Source organism: Agrococcus pavilionensis RW1 (assembly GCF_000400485.1).
GTDB classification, from domain to species: Bacteria; Actinomycetota; Actinomycetes; order Actinomycetales; family Microbacteriaceae; genus Agrococcus; species Agrococcus pavilionensis.
The window spans coordinates 15181-32926 of record NZ_ASHR01000007.1 but is presented as its reverse complement, the minus strand read 5'-3'; the positions used below and the strand labels follow the sequence as shown (position 1 = coordinate 32926).

Here is a 17746-nt window from a genome sequence, read left to right as displayed (position 1 = left end):
TCGCTCATCGCGCTCGGCTCCCACGTGCTCGCGCGCATGCGCCGCGCGGGCGCGAGCCCCGTCGGCATGTCGACCGAGGAGGCCGAGGCGCGGCTCCGCGCGACGCTCGAGCGGGTCGCCGTGTGGCCGGTGGCCGACGACTGGCGGGCCGCGATCGACGCCGAGCTCTCGGGGGCCGATCGCGCGGGCTCCGACCCCGACGCGTGGCGCGCGGCCGCGGCGGCCGCCGCTCGCGGCCGGCTGCCCGTGCGGCTGCACGTGCACACGCTGCGCCGGCTCGCCGAGGAGCTGCTGCTCGCGGGCCAGCGCGGCGAGGCCGAGACGGCGCTCCGCGACGCGCTCGCGATCGCCGAGCGCGCGGGGTTCGCGCACGCGACGCGGCTGCTCGAGGCGCTCGCGCAGCGCTCGCGGCTCGTGCTCCCGAGCGGTCGAGCCCGAGGCACGCATCCGCCCCTCCTGACCGCTCGCCGGCGCAGATCGTCGTGCGCTGACGGGCCGCTCCGCCCCGTCGCGGCTCACAGGCGGCGGGCCGGATGCGCGCGCCGAGCCGCGCTCAGACGAGCGGGTCGGTGGGCCGGATGCGCTCGGCCTCGAGCGCGGGATGCCCGAGCACTCGGCCGATGAGGTGCGCGCTGCCGCCGACGAGCGTCACGTCGAGGTCGACGTCGGTCGCGACGAACCACGCGGGGGCGCCGGGCGGCTCGGCGGGCCAGAGCGCGTTCGGCGTGCGGCCCTCGCCGCCGACGCCGGGTCGCCAGCCGAGGCCGGCCGCGCGCTCCCACGCCGGGTCGGCGAAGGCCTCGAGCCGACCCCGCAGCAGCACGTGGTCGCGCCCCGGGAGCTGCAGGAGCGCGCGCTCGGCCATCGCCGCGCGGACCTCGGGGTCGATCGACGCCTCGAACGCGGCTCGGTGCTCGGCCTCGAGCGCGCGCTCCTGCTGGGCGGTCAGGGGCGGCTCGCCCGGGCCGGGGAAGAACATCCAGCCGATGCCGCTCTGGTCGAGGCCGCTGCCCTCCCACACCGCCGCGAGCACCTCGGCGTCGCCGTGCTCGTCGACGAGCAGCGCCGCGAGGTGCGCGAGCGTGCCGACCGGGATGTCGCCGAGGTGCGGCTCGGTGATGCTGCGGCCGTCGGGCAGGTCGAGCGCTCCCGAGCCGAAGCGCGCCTCCCACGCGGTGAATGGCGACTCGCCCTGGCGCTCGCCCACGAGCGCCGCCGCCTCGTCCCACCGCAGGTCGCGAGCGTCGAGCTCGGGCCCGCCCCACGCATCCGTCCTCCCCGTCGGGGTCTGGAGCGTCGCGGGGTGCAGGATGCGCGCGTAGGCGTCGAAGATCGGCGGGACGATGACCGCGAGGGTGCTCTCCCACGACAGGGCGTCCGCGAGCCACGCCGCGACCGACACGTCGCGCTCGACCCGCAGCGGACCGGCCATCAGCGGCGGCTCACGGCTCCGCCTGCTCGACCTCGGCCGGCACGGCCGGCACGTCGCCGGCGCCGATCGGCGACTCGATGCGCGTGCGGTGGAACGACTGCGCCGAGCGCGACGCGGTCGGGCCGCGCTGGCCCTGGTAGCGGTTGAGGTTGCCGCCCTTGCCGTAGGGCGTCTCGGCGGGCGACGAGAGCTGGAAGTAGCAGACCTGGCCGATCTTCATGCCCGGCCACAGCTTGATCGGCAGCGTCGAGACGTTCGAGAGCTCGAGCGTCACGTGGCCCGAGAAGCCCGGGTCGATGAAGCCCGCCGTCGAGTGCGTCAGGAGGCCCAGGCGGCCGAGCGACGACTTGCCCTCGAGCCGCGCCGCGACGTCGTCGGGCAGCGTCACGCGCTCGTAGGTCGCACCGAGCACGAACTCGCCCGGGTGGAGGATGAACGGCTCGTCGGGGCCGACCTCGACGAGCCGCGTGAGCTCGGGCTGGTCCTCGGCCGGGTCGATGAACGGGTACTTGTGGTTGTCGAAGAGCCGGAACGCCCGGTCGAGCCGCACGTCGACGCTCGAGGGCTGCACCATCTGCAGGTCGAGGGGGTCGAGGCCGAGGTCGCCCGATGCGAGCCGGGCGCGGATGTCGCGATCGCTGAGCAGCACGAGCCCGAGCGTATCGCCCGCGCCGCGCCGGGTCGGCGCGTGCGCTTCCCAGCAGAAGGGAGCACGATGGGGTGAAGGAGGTCGCCATGGCCGTGCACCGGGGTCGCCGGCTCGAGGACTGGGTCGAGCTCGCCGCAGCCGCCGTCGAGCGAGCCCGTCGCTCGCTCGGCGACGAGGAGGTCTCGCGGCGCGTCGAGCGCTCGGTCTCCGACGAGGACTACGAGACGACCGTGCGCGTGCTGCGCACCATGGGCCGCGACCTGCAGGCGACGAGCCCCGACCTCTCGGCGCTCGACGCGCGCCTGCGCGGCCACGTCGAGCCGCACCCGCACGTGCCCGAGGCGCCGGAGGACGCCGGGCGCGCCGAGCACGAGGCGGCGGATGCGTCGCGCGCGCGACGCGGGACGACCGGCTTCCCGCGCGAGGACGACGACGCATCCGACCGGAACCCCGAGCCGACGCTCGACGACCTGCCCGTGCGCGAGCGCGGCGGCAAGACCCCCGCCGAGATCGCGAAGGAGCTGCTGCGGCTGCGGAACCCGATCCTGCCGCACCCGCGCACGCGGCCCGGGCCGCGCTGAGGCGCTACGCGCCGCGGCAGCGGTCGCGGCGTTCGCCGAGCATCGCGAACCCTGCGCTGCGGTAGGTCGCGACCGCAGCGCCGTTCGAGATCGGGGTCGCCACGAGCGCGGCGCTCGAGCCGAGCTCGCGGAGCGCCGCGGCGCCCGCGACCGTGATCGCCCGGCCGATGCCTCGACCTCGCTGGGCTGGGTGCACCGCGAGCGGCTCGATGAGCCCCGGCCGACCGGGGCCGGCCGACCACACCGTGATGGCGGCGGCCGCCTCGCCCCGCTCGTCGACGGCCAGGAGGCAGCGGGCGTCGGCGTAGAGGGGGCCCGAGGCCATCGCGTGCCAGCGCTCGACGGTGAAGCTCGCGCGCGCGAAGCCCTCGCGGTGCACCGCGGTGCGCTCGGGGGCGAGCTCCGGTCCGACAACGACGACGCGCAGGCCGTGCGGCTCGACCTGCGCCTCGAGGTCGCGGCGCAGGAGCGCCCACGGCTCGCCCTCGCCCCAGCCGAGCGCGCCGAGCTCGTCGAGCACGCACGCGCCGACGGGGGCCTCGACCGCGGCATCCGCGCGATCGGGCAGCACGCCGCGCGACGGATCGGCCGCGTCGGCCGCGATCGCGCGCGCGAGCGGCGCATCGCCCTGCAGCTCGGGGTCGATCGCGACGCGGAGCACCTCGCCGTCGAGCATGCCGACCGCCGCGAGCGCGCCGTCCCGCCGCCACGAGCGGAGCGCCGCGGCGGTCGCCGCCACGCCGAAGCGCCAGAGCCAGCCGACGTCGCCGGGGTGCAGCTGCAGCGGCGCGTCGTCGCGCTGCCAGCGGCGGAGCGCTTCGAGCGCCTCCGGCAGCGCGGCCTCGGTGGGGGTCTCGAGCTCGATCGCCATGCCCCCATCCCATCGCATGCGGGCAGGCGGGCTCGAGTCGACCCCTCCTCGCCGAGTCGACCCGCCGCAGCGGCGAGCGCGCGCCGGCGGTCAGCGCGACCAGGCGCCGCGCGCGAAGCAGTAGACGCCGTAGAGCATGAGGCCGAGCGCGATCGCGACGAGCAGGATGACGCCGCCCGGCACCGTCGTGAGCGACTGCAGCGCCCCGTCGAGGCCGCCCGCCTCCTCGGGGTCGCGCTGGAAGGCGGCGGTGACGAACAGCACGCCGACGATCGCGACCGCGCCGCCCTTCGCGATGTAGCCGGCGGTGCCGAGCACGTCGACGGCCTTCCGGTAGCGAGCGGGCGGCGACACGTCCTCGCGGAACTCGCGCTTCGCGCCCCGGACGACGAAGGCGACGCCGACCGCGACGATCGCGAGCCCGAGGAGCCCCACGAGCCACGGCCCGAAGGGCGTCGCGAGCAGCTGCGCCGAGACGGACTGCGCGCCCTGCTCGCTGTCGCTGCCACCGCCGAGCGCGAAGCTCAGGGCGGTCACCGACACGGCCGCGTAGGCGACCGCCCGACCGCCCGGCCGCACGGCCTCCTTCCAGCCGCTGCGCGACTCGGCGATCGCGGTGACGGCGGAGTGCACGGCGAGCGCCGCGAGCGCGATGCCGACGAACCAGATCGCGACCGCGCCGAGCGGGGTCTGCTGCAGCGCCCGCATCGCGCCCGACTGGTCGGCCGAGCCGCCCGCGCCGAACGCGATCCCGAGCGCGATGCCGCCGATGATGAGGTGCACGATGCCGTTCGCGACCTGGCCGACGCCCTGCGCGATCGAGGCGGCGGGGTGGCGCTTGGCCCGCCCGGCCGCATCCTGCGCCTTGTCGCCGGCGCGGCCCGCGGCGCCGAACGCCTTGGAGCGGTGGATGCGCGAGGTGTCTCCGTCTGCCATGGGGGCACCGTACGTGGCTGGGCTACCGTTTCCCTGGAGAGAGCGAAGGAGCGCAGCATGGCGATCGAGACGACCGACGACACCGCGACCCGCTGGTACGGCGCGGAGGGCGACCCCGTGGTGGTGCTCGCGCACGACTGGAACGGCCGGCTGCCGTGGATCGATGCGTTCGGCCGGCGCCTGGCCGACGAGGGCTTCCGCGTCGCCGTGCCCGACTTCTACGCCGGCCGGTCGACGCGCGAGGACGCCGAGGCGGGCGAGCTGCTGCAGGAGCGCTACGCCGACCTCGAGGGCGCGCTCCACATCCTGAGCGAGACGCTCGGCGAGGCGCGCGCGGGCGGCAGCCGCCGCGCGGGCGTCGTGGGCTTCTCGATGGGCTCGACGATCGCGCTCATGTACGCCGCGCAGCAGCCGACGCTCGACGCGATCGTCGCCTACTACGGCGCCCCCTTCCCCGGCATCGAGTCGGGCCCGCGCGTGCCGGTGCTCTTCCAGCTCGCCGAGAGCGACGACTGGAGCGACCGCGAGGCGCCCGAGGACTACCGCGCGCGGCTCGAGGCCGAGGGCTACGACGACGTGCACGTGCGCTCGTACCCGGCTTCGATCCACGGGTTCCAGAACGCGGATGTGTCGAAGTACAGCCGGGATGCGTCGGAGGCGGCGTGGGCGGAGACGAAGCAGTTCCTCCGCTCGCGCCTCAGCCGCGAGCCCTGATCCGAGCGTGATCAGCGCAGGATCGGCTTGAGCCGATCCTGCGCTGATCGATGCTCACGATGTCCTAGCCGTCGCGCCCCGCGCGCGGCAGGATGTGCCCATGACAGGGGCGCAACGGCCCACGATCCGCACGCCCGACCAGCGGATCCGCGTGTTCGTGAGCTCGACGCTGCGCGAGCTCGCCGACGAGCGCCGCGCGGCGCGGGCCGCGATCGAGCGGCTGCGGCTCGCGCCCGTCATGTTCGAGCTCGGCGCCCGCCCGCACCCGCCGCGCGCGCTCTACCGCTCCTACCTCGCGCAGAGCGACGTCTTCGTCGGGATCTACGGCGACAGCTACGGCTGGGTCGCGCCCGAGGAGCAGATCTCCGGGCTCGAGGACGAGTACCGCCTCGCGCCCGCGTCGATGCCGAAGCTCATCTACATCCGCGAGTCCGAGTCGCGCGAGCCGCGGCTGCGCGAGCTCATCGCGCGCATCCAGGCCGACGACACCGTCGCCTACCTCCCGTTCCGCACCGCCGAGCAGCTCGAGGAGCAGGTCGCGAACGACCTCGCGACGCTCCTCGCCGAGCGCTTCGATGAGTCGCGCATCGCGCAGGAGGGCGGCGGGCCGGACGAGATCCCGCCCACCCCCGCCTCGCGCATCCCCGTCCCCTACTCCGCCACGATCGGCCGCGAGCGCGAGATCGCCGAGGTGCTCGCGCTGCTCGAGCGCGGCGGCGACCCGATCGTGAGCCTCATCGGGCCCGGCGGCATCGGCAAGAGCCGGCTCGCGGCCGAGGTCGCGCGCGCGGCCGAGCACCTCTTCCCCGACGGCCGCTACTTCGTGCCGCTCGAGGGCGTGCTCGAGCCCGGGCTGCTGCTGCCGACGATCGCGTACGTGCTCGGCATCCGCGACACGGGCGAGGCGGCGCTCGAGGAGCGCATCGCGCGCGCGCTCGCCGACCGGCGGGTGCTGCTCGTGCTCGACAACTTCGAGCAGATCGTCGAGGCGGCTCCGATGCTCGCGCGCCTCTACGCCGGCGCGCCCGCGACGGGGCTGCTCGTGACGAGCCGCGTCGTGCTGCGCGTGCGGGGCGAGCGCGTCGTCGAGGTCGGCGCGCTGCCGGTGCCCGACGAGGCCGCGCGCGGCGGCGCGGCGCGCGTCGGCCGGGCCGCGGCGTGCGCGCTCTTCGTCGACCGCGCGCAGGCCGTCAAGCCCGGGTTCGAGCTCACCGACGCGAACGCGGCCGCGGTCGCCGACATCTGCCGCCGGCTCGACGGGCTGCCGCTCGCGATCGAGCTCGCGGCGGCGAAGGTGCGGCTGCTCACGCCGCACGGCATCGCCGAGCGGCTCGAGCAGTCGCTGCCGCTCCTGACGGGCGCGCAGCGCGACCTGCCCGACCGGCACCGCACGATGCGCGCGACGATCGACTGGAGCGTGAGCCTGCTGCCCGACTGGCAGCGGGCGCTGCTCGAGGACCTCGGGGTCTTCGCGCGCCAGTTCTCGCTCGACGCCGTCGAGGCGCTCGGCGCGGGACGGCCGTGGGAGGGGCAGGCGATGGACGGCATCGCCGCGCTCATCGACGGCTCGCTCGTGCGGCAGACCGAGATCGGCGGCGACTCGGTGCTCTCGCTGCTCGCGATCGTGCGCGAGTACGCGCTCGGGCAGCTCAAGGCGAAGGGCGAGGCGGGGCGGATGCGCGCGGCGCACGCCGACTACTACAGCGCCCTCGTCGAGCGGGTCGCGCCGGGGCTGCGCGGGGCCGACCAGGGCGCCGCGGTCGTGCAGCTCGGCGCGGAGCTGCCGAACCTGCGCGCCGCCGTGCGGCACCTCGTGCACACCGACCGGCTCGACGACGCGGGCGACTTCGCGTGGCGGCTGCTCATCTACTGGTGGGTCGCGGGCTTCTTCGGCGAGGTGCGGGTGTGGATGCTCGAGCTGCTCGGCAAGGAGCAGCCGATCACGCCGCACACGCGCGCGGTGGCGTGGTTCTTCGCCCTCTGGAGCGAGATGTGGCAGCGGCCGAACGAGGGCGTCGTCGCGGGCCTCGCCGAGTGCGTGCGGCTCTTCCGCGAGAGCGGCGACGACGACGCCGCGGCGATGGCGACGGCCGCGCGCGCGACCGCGCGCCTGCAGCTGCCGATGCCCGACCTCGCGACCGCCGAGCGCGAGCTCGCGGAGGCGGTCGAGCATTTGCGCCGGCTCGGCAACACGTGGGCGGAGGCGATCACCGAGGTCTCGCGCGGCCGGCTCGCGTGGCTGCGCGGCGACACCGAGGAGGCGCAAGCGCGCTTCGACCGCGCGACCCAGGTCGCGGAGGCGGGCGGCGACCTCTTCACGCTCTCGGTCGCCGGCAACCACCAGGCGCGGCTGCAGCTCGTGCGCGGCGAGATCGACCAGGCGGAGGCCGGCTGCATCCGCACGCTGCTCGTCTCGGTGCGGCTGCACTTCGAGGAGGGCGTCGCCTACGGCCTCGAGGGGCTGTGCGCGGTCGCGGCGGCGCGCGGCGACGCCGAGCGGGCGGGTGCGCTCGCGGCCGCCGCCGACGGCATCCGCCACCGCATCGGCGTCTTCGACGCGGAGGCGTTCACGGTGCACGTGCCGCAGCTCGACGCCATCCGCGCCGCCGACCCCGACGGCATGGCGGCGGGCGAGCGGCGCGGGGCGGAGCTGAGCGTCGCCGAGGCGATCGAGCTCGCGCTCCCGGACGGCGAGCGCGAGCGGATCGCCCCGGAGCTGGCCCGCTGGTGAGCGGCGGCGCACCGGGCATCCGCACTCCCGACCAGCGGCTGCGCGTCTTCGTGTCGTCGACCCTGCGCGAGCTCGAGGCGGAGCGGCGCGCGGTGCGCGGCGCGATCGAGCGGCTGCGGCTCGCGCCCGTCATGTTCGAGCTCGGCGCCCGACCGCACCCGCCGCGCGAGCTCTACCGCGCCTACCTCGAGCAGAGCGACGTCTTCGTCGGCATCTACGGCGAGCGCTACGGCTGGATCGCCCCGGGCTCCGACGTGTCGGGCCTCGAGGACGAGTACCGGCTCGCGCCGCCCGGCATGCCGCGGCTCATCTACCTCCGCGAGGGCGCCGATCGCGAGCCGCGGCTCGACGAGCTCATCGGCCGCATCGAGCGGGACGACGCCGCCTCCTACCGCGGGTACTCGACGCCGGCCGAGCTCGCGGAGCTCGTCGAGGCGGATCTCGCGACGCTCCTCGCCGAGCGGTTCGACGCGTCCCGCGACCCCGCTCCCCGCGGTGACCGGGTCGACCTGCTCGCCGCGCGCATCCCCTCGCCCTACACCCGGCTCGTGGGACGCGACCGGGAGGTCGCCGAGCTCGTCGCGCTGCTCGACGACCGCGACACCCGGCTCATCACGCTCGCGGGGCCGGGCGGCATCGGCAAGAGCAGGCTCGCGATCGCGGTCGCCGAAGCGGCCGCGCCGCGCTTCCCCGACGGCACCGCCTTCGTCGCGCTCGAGAACGTGCTCGAGCCGGGCCTGCTGCTGCCGACGATCGGCTACGCGATCGGTGTGCGCGACGCGGGCGAGCTGCCGCTCGAGGAGCGGCTCGCGATCGCGCTCGAGGGGCGGCGCATGCTGCTCGTGCTCGACAACTTCGAGCAGCTCGGCGCGGCGGCGCCGGTGCTCGTGCGGCTGTTCACGATCGCCCCGCTCGTCACGCTGCTCGTGACGAGCCGCGCGGTGCTGCGCGTGCGCGGCGAGCGCGTCTTCGAGGTGCCGCCGCTGCCGACGCACGACCCGGCCGCGCCCGAATCGACGGCCCGCGCCCGCGAGGCGCCGGCGGTCGAGCTGTTCGTCGAGCGGGCGCGAGCCGTGAAGCCCGACTTCGAGGCCTCGAGCGCAAGCCTCGACACCATCGTCGACATCTGCCGAGCGCTCGACGGGCTGCCGCTCGCGATCGAGCTCGCCGCCGCGCGCATGCGCGTGCTGACCCCGGCAGCGATCCTGCGGCGGCTCGATCGGCAGCTGCCGCTGCTCGTCGACGCGTCGCGCGACCTGCCGCCGAGGCAGCGCACGCTCCGCGCGACGATCGACTGGTCGACCGGGCTGCTGACCGAGCCCGAGCGGCGCGTGCTGCGCGACCTCGCGGTGTTCTCGCCCGGCTTCTCGCTCCCCTCGATCGAGGCGTTCGCCGAGCTGCGGGGATGGGAGGTCGACCTCTACGCCGCGCTCGAGACGCTCGTCGACAGCTCGCTCCTCGAGCAGTCGGACGTCGACGGGGAGGCGGTGTTCAGCATGCTCGCGACGGTGCGGGAGCACGGCGTCGAGCGGCTGCGGCTCGACGGCGAGGAGCCATCGGCGCGAGCCGCGCACGCGGCCGTCTACGTCGACCTCGCGCGGCGCGAGGGGCGCGGCCTCGGCGTCACGGGCCAGCGCCACGCCGTCTCGAGGCTCAACCTCGAGCGCGGCAACCTGCGCACCGCCGTGCGGCAGCTCGTCGCGCTCGGCGACGCCGACACCGCCGCCGACGTCGCGTGGCGGCTCTTCCTCTACTGGTGGATCGGCGGCTACCTCGTCGAGGTGGCGCTGTGGATGGAGGAGGTGCTCGCTCGACCCGACGACGAGGTCGCGCGACGCACGCGCGCGATCGCGGCCTTCTTCGTCGGCTGGCGCGACCTCTGGACGGCCCCGTCGCTCGAGCTCGTGCGGGTGCTCGCCGATGCCGGTCGAGTGCTCGACGAGGAGGGCGACGAGCTGGGCGCGACGATGGTGACGGCGACAGCCGGACTCGCCGAGATCACCGCCCCGGAGCCCGACCTGGGGCGCGCCGCCGCGCGGCTCGAGGAGGGCGCGCGCCGGTTCCGCGAGCTGCGAGCGGGCTGGGGCGAGTCGCTGGCGCTCGTCGCGCTCGGCCGCATCGCGGTGCTCACCGGCGACCTCGAGGGCGCGACGGCGCGCTTCCGCGGCGCGGTCGAGGCGGCCGCCTCGAGCGGAGACCGCTTCACCGCGAGCATCGCGACGCACCACCTCGGCCGCGCGCGCCTGTTCGCGGGCGCGCTCGACGAGGCGGAGCGGCTCTATCGCGACGCCCTCGAGACCTCGGTCGCGCTGCGGCACGACGAGGGCATCGCGTACGGGCTCGAGGGGCTCGCCGCTGCCGCCGCCGAGCGCGACGAGCTCGAGCGGGCGGGCGTGCTCGCCGGTGCCGCAGCCGCGATCCGGAAGCGCGCGGCCGTCTTCGACGCACCCGCGTTCGTCTTCCACACCCGGTACCTCGACGCCCTCGCGGAGCGCTCGGATGCCGCGGCGCTGCGCGCCGCCGAGGAGCGCGGCCGCGAGTACGGCGCGCTCGAGGCGGCCGCCTTCGCCCTCGCCGGCGGCGGCGCGGCTCCATCGGTCTGAGCCCGGCGGCGCCCGCCCCGCGCCTCAGCCCGCGAAGCTGTCGCGCAGCAGCGCCGCGAGCGCCGGCAGGCCCTCCGCGAGCGCCGCGCGCTGCCGGTCGGCACCCGTGCCCGAGGCGCGCACCCGCTCGGCGAACGACGCGACCCGGGCACGGTCGCCCGCCGCCTCGAGCGCGCTCGAGGCGACCTCGAGCATCCGCTCGATCGCGTCCCACGCGGGGGCGACGGATGCGGTGGTGGGGTCGACGAGCTCGGCGCCCGTGCCGTGCCTGGCCGCGTGCCACACCGCGGCGTCGAGCAGCTCCGGGTGCGCGGCGGCCGGCGCGTGCGGCAGCTCCCCCGCCGCTGCGGCCGGCCGCGACGAGCGATCGCGTGAGCAGCGCGAGCGCGACCGTGTCGTCGGCCGAGAGCTGCGCGTCGAACACGCGCACCTCGACGGTCGGGTAGGTCTCGGACAGCCTCGCCATCCAGAACAGCGAGTGCAGGTCGATCGTCGCCCCGAGCCCGACGAGCGCCGCCGCGCGGCGGTCGTAGTCGGCGGCGTCGGCGAAGTCGGGCGGCACCGACGCGGTCGTGAAGCGACGGCCGACGATCGTGCGCCAGCTCGCGAAGCCGGTGTCGCGCGCGCCGAAGCACGGCGAGTTCGCCGAGAGGGCGAGCAGCGGCGCGAGCCAAGGCCGCAGCGCACGCAGCACCGCGACGCCCTCGTCGCGGGAGTCGACCGCGACGTGCACGTGGAGGCCCTGGATGCGGTGGCCGGGCCGGGCGGCGCCGAGCAGCGCATCGAAGCGCGTGTAGCGGTCGTCGGGCGTGAGCGCCGGGACGCGAGTGCCGACGGGCGTGCCGATGCTCGCCGCGATGAGCCCCCGCCGCTGCGCGACCCCGCCGACCGCGCGCCGGAACCCGCGCACGGCGCGATCGGCGGCCTCGGCCGTCTCGAGCACGGGCGAGGCGAACTCGAGCTGCGCCTGCAGGAACTCGTGGCCGACGCGCGCCGCCGGATCGGCCGCGCACACCTCGGCGACGACCTCCGCCGCGACGTCGACGGGGTCGAGGGTCGCGGGGTCGAGCAGCACGACCTCCTCCTCGACCCCGAAGGAGCGGGGAGGCGGTCCTGCCGGCCGCGATGCCGTCATGGCCGGGATTCTCGCACGCGCCGCTCCGGCGCCGTCGTGCCTGACGCATCCCTCATTCCCTGAGAAGTCGCAGATGGTGGAGCGCGCACCCATGGTGGAGAGTGTCGCCATGCGCGCGATCTGGAAGGGCTCGATCACCTTCGGGCTGGTGAACGTCCCGGTGAAGCTCTACTCGGCGACGGAGGAGCACGACCTGCAGCTCCACCAGGTGCACGACGCCGACGGCGGGCGCATCCGGTACCAGCGCAAGTGCGAGGTGTGCGGCAAGAAGGTCGAGTTCGCGCACATCGACAAGGCCTACGACGACGGCGACCAGACGGTCGTGCTCACCGGCGAGGACCTCGAGTCGCTGCCCGCCGAGCGCTCGCGCGAGATCGAGGTGCTCGAGTTCGTGCCGAACGAGCAGATCGACCCGATCCTGTTCGAGCGCTCCTACTACCTCGAGCCCGATTCGAAGAGCCCGAAGGCCTACGTGCTGCTGCGCCGCGTGCTCGAGGAGACCGAGCGCACCGCGGTCGTGCGCATCTCGCTGCGGCAGCGCACGCGGCTCGCGACGATGCGCGTGCGCGACGACGTGCTGCTCGTGCAGACGATCCGCTGGGCCGACGAGGTGCGCGCGGCGGAGTTCGACTCGCTCGGCGACGACGTCGCGATCGGCAAGCGCGAGATGGACCTCGCGCGCTCGATCGTGCGCGACCTCGAGGCCGACTTCGACCCCGAGCAGTACGTCGACGAGTACCAGGAGCAGCTGCACAAGCTCGTCGAGGCGAAGCTCGAGCAGGGCGACGCGCTCGACACGGCCGCGACCTTCGGCGAGACCGACGACGACGAGGGCGCCGAGGTCATCGACCTGCTCGAGGCGCTGCAGCGCTCGGTCGAGAAGCGGAAGGGCTCGGGGTCGGATGCGTCGGAGGACTCGGGCGCGAAGGGCTCCGGCTCGAGGTCCTCGGGCTCGAAGACCGCCGCGTCCGCGTCGAAGAGCACGGCGAAGCGCGCCGCGAGAAGCGGCACGTCGTCGAAGAGCACGGCGTCGAAGAGCACGGCGTCGAAGGGCACCGCGGCGAAGAAGCCCGCGACGAAGTCGAGCTCGTCGAAGTCGACGGCGAAGAAGCCGGCGGCGAAGTCGACGGGCTCGAAGTCGAAGACGACCGCGGCGAGCAAGCGGAAGTCCGCCTGACGTGGCGGCGGCCGATCGGATCGTCGTCGGCGGGCGGTCGCTGCGCTTCTCGAACCCCGACAAGGTGCTGTACCCGTCGACCGGGACGACGAAGCGCGACGTGCTCGAGTACGTGCTGCGCGCATCCGAGCCCATCATCGCCCACGCGGGCGGCCGCCCCGTCACGCGCAAGCGCTGGACCGAGGGCGTCGGCACCGAGAAGAAGCCGGGGCAGGTGTTCTTCCAGAAGACGCTCGAGAAGGGCGCGCCCGAGTGGGTGCAGACCGTCGAGCTGCAGCACTCGACGGGGCCGAAGCAGTACCCCGTGCTGACCGAGCCCGCGGTGCTCGCGTGGATGGCGCAGATGCGGGCGCTCGAGCTGCACGTGCCGCAGTGGCGGATGCTCGACGGCGACCGCCAGAACCCCGACCGGCTCGTGCTCGACCTCGACCCGGGCCCCGGCGCCGACCTCGACGACTGCGCGCGCGTCGCGCTGTGGGTGCGCGAGCTGCTCGAGGACATCGGCCTGCACCCCGTGCCGCTCACGAGCGGGTCGAAGGGCATCCACCTCTACGCGCGGCTCGACGGCACCGTCACGAGCGAGCAGGCGAGCGAGGTCGCGCACACGCTCGCGCGATCGCTCGAGCAGATGCATCCGGAGCTCATCGTGAGCGACATGAAGAAGGCGCTGCGCACGAACAAGGTGCTGCTCGACTGGAGCCAGAACTCCGGCTCGAAGACGACCGTCGCGCCCTACTCGCTGCGCGGGCGGCTGCGGCCGACCGTCGCCGCGCCGCGCACGTGGGACGAGATCGAGGCCGGCGGGCTCGAGCAGCTCGAGTACACCGAGGTGCTCGAGCGGCTCGAGCGCGACGGCGACCTCATCGCCTCGCTCGACCCGCCGCCCGACCGGCTCGCGAAGTACCGCGGCATGCGCTCGGCCGCGCGCACGCCCGAGCCCGTGCCGGCCGAGCCGCCGACGTCGACCGACGGGCGCTCGTTCGTCATCCAGAAGCACCGGGCGAGCCGGCTGCACTACGACTTCCGGCTCGAGCAGGACGGCGTGCTCGTCTCGTGGGCGGTGCCGAAGGGGTTGCCGTCGACGCCGAAGCAGAACCGGCTCGGCGTGCAGACCGAGGACCACCCGCTCGAGTACGGCTCGTTCGAGGGCACGATCCCGAAGGGCGAGTACGGCGCGGGCGTCGTGCAGATCTGGGATGCGGGCACCTACGAGCTCGAGAAGTGGCGGGACGACGAGGTGATCGCGACGCTCCATGGGCGGCCGGACGGTGGGCTCGGCGGCGAGCCGTACCGCTTCGCGCTGATCCGCACCGACGCCGAGAAGCGGCAGTGGCTCGTGCACCGCATGAAGGAGCAGGACGCCGAGCGCGACGCGCGGCTCAAGGGCTACGCGCCCTCGAAGGCCGCGGCGGCGCGCGCGGCGCGCGGCGAGGACGACGAGGCGGAGGCGCCCGCGCCGGCGGCGCCGCGGCGACGGCTCGGGAAGAAGCTCGGCCGGGCCGCTGCGCGCGAGCGCGATGACCGCCCGACCGACCTGCGCCCGATGCTCGCGACGCAGAGCGACGCATCCGCGATCGACGACGAGCGAGAGTGGTCGTTCGAGGTGAAGTGGGACGGCTGGCGCGTGCTCGTCGAGCGGCGCGGCGACGCCGTGCGGCTGCTGAGCCGCAACGGCCGCGACCTCTCGGGCGCGTTCCCCGAGCTCGTCGAGGCAGTGCCGGCCGCGATCGAGGTCGATGCGGTGCTCGACGGCGAGGTCGTCATGCTCAAGCGCGGGGTCGCCGACTTCGAGGCGCTCCAGGATCGCGGCGGCCTCTCGGGCCGCCAGGCGGCGCGGGCGGCGAAGGCGAGCCCCGCGACGCTCGTGCTGTTCGACCTGCTCGAGGAGGGCGGCGAGCGGCTCGTCGACGAGCGGCTCGACGACCGGCAGTCGCGGCTCGACGAGCTCGTGCACGAGAGCCGGCGCGTGAAGGTCTCGAAGCCGCTGCGCGGCTCGCTCGCCCGCATCCTCGAGGTCACGCGCCAGCGCGGCCTCGAGGGCGTCATGGCGAAGCGGCACGACAGCCGCTACCGGCCCGGCAAGCGCAGCGACGACTGGCGCAAGCTCAAGCACCAGCAGTCGCAGGAGGTGGTCGTGGTCGGTTGGCTCGAGGGCAACGGCTCGCTCTCGGGCACCGTCGGATCGCTCGTGCTCGCGCTCCCGGGCGAAGGGGGTCGGATGCGCTACGCCGGCCGGGTGGGCACGGGCTTCTCGGAGCGCGAGCGCGACCGCTTGCGCGACGAGCTGCGGCCTCGCCGCACGGCGCCCGCGCTCGAGGGGCTCCCGAGCGACGTCGCGCGGAAGGTGCGCTGGGTGCGCGCGGCCGTCGCCGAGGTCGAGCACACCGAGCGGACGACGTCGGGCGCGCTGCGGCACCCGGTGTGGAAGGGGCTGCGCCCCGACAAGGCGCTCGCCGACCTCAACCCGTAGCGGCACCCGCTGGCCGAGTCATCGGGGCTCGTCGCATCCGGCATGCTGAGGAGCATGCTCGATCAGCCCGCCGACGACGCGCCGCTCGCCGGCATCGTCGTCGCCGACCTCTCGCGCGTGCTCGCCGGCCCGCTCGTCGGCGCGACGCTCGCCGACCTCGGCGCGCGCGTCATCAAGGTCGAGCAGCCGGGCAGCGGCGACGGCACGCGCGCGTGGTCCCCGCCCGCCTCCGCGACCGGATCGACCTACTTCGACAGCGCGAACCGCGGCAAGGAGTCGGTCGCCCTCGACCTCGCCGACCCGGGCGATGCCGCTCTCGCGCGCGAGCTCGTCGCGCGCGCCGACGTCGTGATCGAGAACTTCCGCCCGGGCGCCGCCGCCCGCCTCGGCCTCGATCGCGACGCGCTGCTCGCCGAGCACCCGCGGCTCGTGTGGTGCTCGATCACCGGCTACGGCGCCCAGCCGGGCGGCGCCGAGCGCGCCGGCTACGACTTCGTGCTGCAGGCGGCGAGCGGGCTCATGCACATCACCGGCGATGCCGACGGGCCGCCGACGAAGGCGGGCGTCGCGCTCGTCGACGTGCTCACCGCGAAGGACGCGCTCGCGGGCATCCTCGCGGCGCTCCTCCGCCGCGAGCGCACCGGCCGCGGCGGGCTCGTCGAGGTCGCGCTGCTCTCGAGCATCCAGGCGGCGCTCGTCAACCAGCTGCAATCGGTGCTCGGGCCGATCGCGCCGGAGTCGAGCGACGCCGAGGCGACGCCCGCCGAGCCGCGCGCGCGGCCGGTCGAGCCCCGCCGGGCCGGCAGCGCGCATCCGTCGATCGTGCCCTATCAGCTGCTCGAGACCGCCGACGGGCCGCTCGCGGTCGCGATCGGCACCGACGCGCAGTTCCGCGCGTTCGCGGCGCTGCTGGGCGCGCCCGGGCTGGCCGACGACGCGCGCTTCGCCACGAACGCGCGGCGCGTCGCGCATCGCGAGGCGCTCGTGCCGCTGCTCGAGGCGGCGCTCGCCGCCGACGGGGCACTCGAGTGGGAGCAGCGGCTGCTCGACGCCGGCCTCGTCGCGAGCCGCGTCCGCACGATCGGCGAGGGCCTCGAGCTCGCCACGGCGGTCGGCCTCGACCCGATCCGCGAGGTGCGCGGCGCCGCGGGTGTCGGCCGCCAGCTCGCCTCGCCGATCCGCATCGACGGCGTCGCCCGCACCGCGACGACCGCGCCGCCCCTGCTCGGCGAGCACGACGCAACCGTGCGAGCCTGGCTCTCGCGCCCCGCGACCGACGAAGGAGCCCCATGACGACCGACCTGCTCGACATCGAGTCGCTGCTCAGCGACGAGGAGCGCGCGACGCGCGCGCGGGTGCGGGCCCTCGTCGATCGCGAGATCCGCCCCCACATCGCCGAGTGGTTCGAGCGGGCCGTCTTCCCGCGCGAGCTCGTGCCGGTGCTCGGCGAGGCGGGCCTGCTCGGCATGCACCTGACCGGCTACGGCTGCGCGGGCCGCGGCGCCGTCGAGTACGGCATCGCGATGCAGGAGCTCGAGGCGGGCGACAGCGGCATCCGCACGTTCGTCTCGGTGCAGGGCTCGCTCGCGATGTCGGCGATCGCGAAGCACGGCTCCGAGGCGCAGCGCGAGGCGTGGCTGCCGCGCATGGCGCGCGGTGAGGCGATCGGCTGCTTCGGCCTCACCGAGCCGGATGCGGGGAGCGACCCGGGCGCGATGCGCACGTTCGCGAGGCGCGACGGCGACGACTGGGTCATCGACGGCGCGAAGCGGTGGATCGGGCTCGCCTCGATCGCCGACGTCGCGGTGATCTGGGCGCGGACGGAGGAGGGCGTGCGCGGCTTCCTCGTCGAGACGGACTCCCCCGGCTTCACCGCGACCGCCATCGAGCCGAAGCTGTCGATGCGCGCGTCGATCCAGTGCGACATCGCGCTCGAGGGCGTGCGCGTGCCGGAGTCGATGCGGCTCCCGGAGGCGCGCGGGCTGCGGGCGCCGTTCGAGTGCTTGAACGAGGCGCGGTTCGGCATCGCGTGGGGCGCGCTCGGCGCGGGACGCGATGCGCTCGAGCAGGCGCTCGCCTATGCGGCCGAGCGCGAGGTGTTCGGCAAGCCGCTCGCGGCGATGCAGCTGACGCAGGCGCGGCTCGCCGAGATGGCGCTCTCGCTGCAGCAGGCGCAGCTGCTCGCGCTGCACCTCGGCCGGCGCAAGGAGGCCGGCCTCCTGCGCCCGCACGAGATCTCGATGGGGAAGCTCGCCTCGGTGCGGGCGGCGATCGATGTCGCGCGGGAGGCGCGGGCGCTGCTCGGCGGCAACGGTGTCTCGCTCGAGCACTCGCCGATGCGGCACGCCGCGAACCTCGAGAGCGTGCGCACGTACGAGGGCACCGACGAGGTGCACACGCTCGTGATCGGGCATGCGCTCACGGGGATCAGCGCCTTCCGGGGCTGA

Annotated in this window: 14 protein-coding genes and 1 pseudogene; 9 read left to right on the top strand and 6 right to left on the bottom strand. The window is 75.3% G+C overall.

The genetic code is table 11. From position 1 onward, the window contains the following. The first annotated feature begins 24 nt into the window (after positions 1-24). Positions 25-624, top strand: coding sequence for a hypothetical protein (locus L332_RS17835; protein WP_021009601.1), 600 nt, complete (start codon positions 25-27; stop codon positions 622-624). Here the strand turns inward: L332_RS17835 and L332_RS17830 are convergent. Beyond that, positions 554-1432 carry a hypothetical protein gene (locus L332_RS17830; RefSeq protein ID WP_021009600.1) on the bottom strand — a complete coding sequence of 293 codons (879 nt, stop codon included), beginning with the start codon at positions 1430-1432 and terminating at the stop codon, positions 554-556. The two genes, L332_RS17835 and L332_RS17830, sit on opposite strands and share 71 nt — an antisense overlap. Before the next feature lie 10 nt (positions 1433-1442). Continuing rightward, complete coding sequence (dcd, locus tag L332_RS17825) at positions 1443-2081, bottom strand: dCTP deaminase (protein WP_021009599.1); 639 nt, start codon at positions 2079-2081, stop codon at positions 1443-1445. Positions 2082-2167: 86 nt separating this feature from the next. Between dcd and L332_RS17820 the strand changes: the two genes are divergently transcribed. Beyond that, positions 2168-2662: a hypothetical protein gene (locus L332_RS17820; protein ID WP_021009598.1), complete on the top strand. Its 495-nt coding sequence runs from the start codon at positions 2168-2170 to the stop codon at positions 2660-2662. 4 nt (positions 2663-2666) lie between these two features. Here L332_RS17820 and L332_RS17815 read toward each other — a convergent pair whose 3' ends face one another. Both L332_RS17815 and L332_RS17810 read right to left on the bottom strand, forming a co-directional pair. Continuing rightward, entirely contained in the window at positions 2667-3533 is an 867-nt protein-coding gene (locus L332_RS17815; protein WP_021009597.1) for a GNAT family N-acetyltransferase, read from the bottom strand. 90 nt (positions 3534-3623) lie between these two features. After that, a complete protein-coding gene (locus L332_RS17810; RefSeq protein ID WP_021009596.1) occupies positions 3624-4469 on the bottom strand; it encodes a DUF1206 domain-containing protein in 846 nt (281 codons plus the stop codon). Between the two features lie 57 nt (positions 4470-4526). Here L332_RS17810 and L332_RS17805 point away from each other — a divergent pair, with 57 nt between their 5' ends. From L332_RS17805 to L332_RS17800, 3 genes are all read left to right on the top strand, one after another. Then, entirely contained in the window at positions 4527-5183 is a 657-nt protein-coding gene (locus L332_RS17805; RefSeq protein WP_021009595.1) for a dienelactone hydrolase family protein, read from the top strand. 100 nt (positions 5184-5283) lie between these two features. Beyond that, a complete protein-coding gene (locus L332_RS29220; protein ID WP_021009594.1) occupies positions 5284-7914 on the top strand; it encodes a DUF4062 domain-containing protein in 2631 nt (876 codons plus the stop codon). Continuing rightward, positions 7911-10517, top strand: coding sequence for an ATP-binding protein (locus L332_RS17800; protein ID WP_021009593.1), 2607 nt, complete (start codon positions 7911-7913; stop codon positions 10515-10517). Before L332_RS29220 ends, L332_RS17800 begins: the two co-directional genes overlap by 4 nt. A 24-nt stretch (positions 10518-10541) precedes the next feature. Here the strand turns inward: L332_RS17800 and L332_RS30015 are convergent, their stop codons facing one another. Further along, positions 10542-10802 carry a glutamate--cysteine ligase family protein gene (locus L332_RS30015; RefSeq protein WP_021009592.1) on the bottom strand — a complete coding sequence of 87 codons (261 nt, stop codon included), beginning with the start codon at positions 10800-10802 and terminating at the stop codon, positions 10542-10544. Positions 10803-10929: 127 nt separating this feature from the next. Next, positions 10930-11652, bottom strand: a pseudogene (locus L332_RS30960) (carboxylate-amine ligase); the annotation flags it as partial. A 109-nt stretch (positions 11653-11761) separates the two neighbouring features. Between L332_RS30960 and ku the strand changes: the two are divergent. From ku to L332_RS17775, 4 genes are read left to right on the top strand one after another with little or no spacing between them, the layout of a single operon-like run. After that, positions 11762-12829 (top strand): non-homologous end joining protein Ku, encoded by a 1068-nt coding sequence (ku, locus tag L332_RS30665; protein WP_021009589.1) that lies wholly within the window; start codon positions 11762-11764, stop codon positions 12827-12829. Position 12830: 1 nt separating this feature from the next. Continuing rightward, a complete protein-coding gene (locus L332_RS17785) occupies positions 12831-15299 on the top strand; it encodes an ATP-dependent DNA ligase (RefSeq protein ID WP_021009588.1) in 2469 nt (822 codons plus the stop codon). 54 nt (positions 15300-15353) lie between these two features. Beyond that, on the top strand, positions 15354-16592 hold the full coding sequence (locus L332_RS17780) for a CaiB/BaiF CoA transferase family protein (protein WP_021009587.1): 1239 nt from the start codon (positions 15354-15356) through the stop codon (positions 16590-16592). Beyond that, positions 16589-17746, top strand: coding sequence for an acyl-CoA dehydrogenase family protein (locus L332_RS17775; protein WP_021064869.1), 1158 nt, complete (start codon positions 16589-16591; stop codon positions 17744-17746). Before L332_RS17780 ends, L332_RS17775 begins: the two co-directional genes overlap by 4 nt.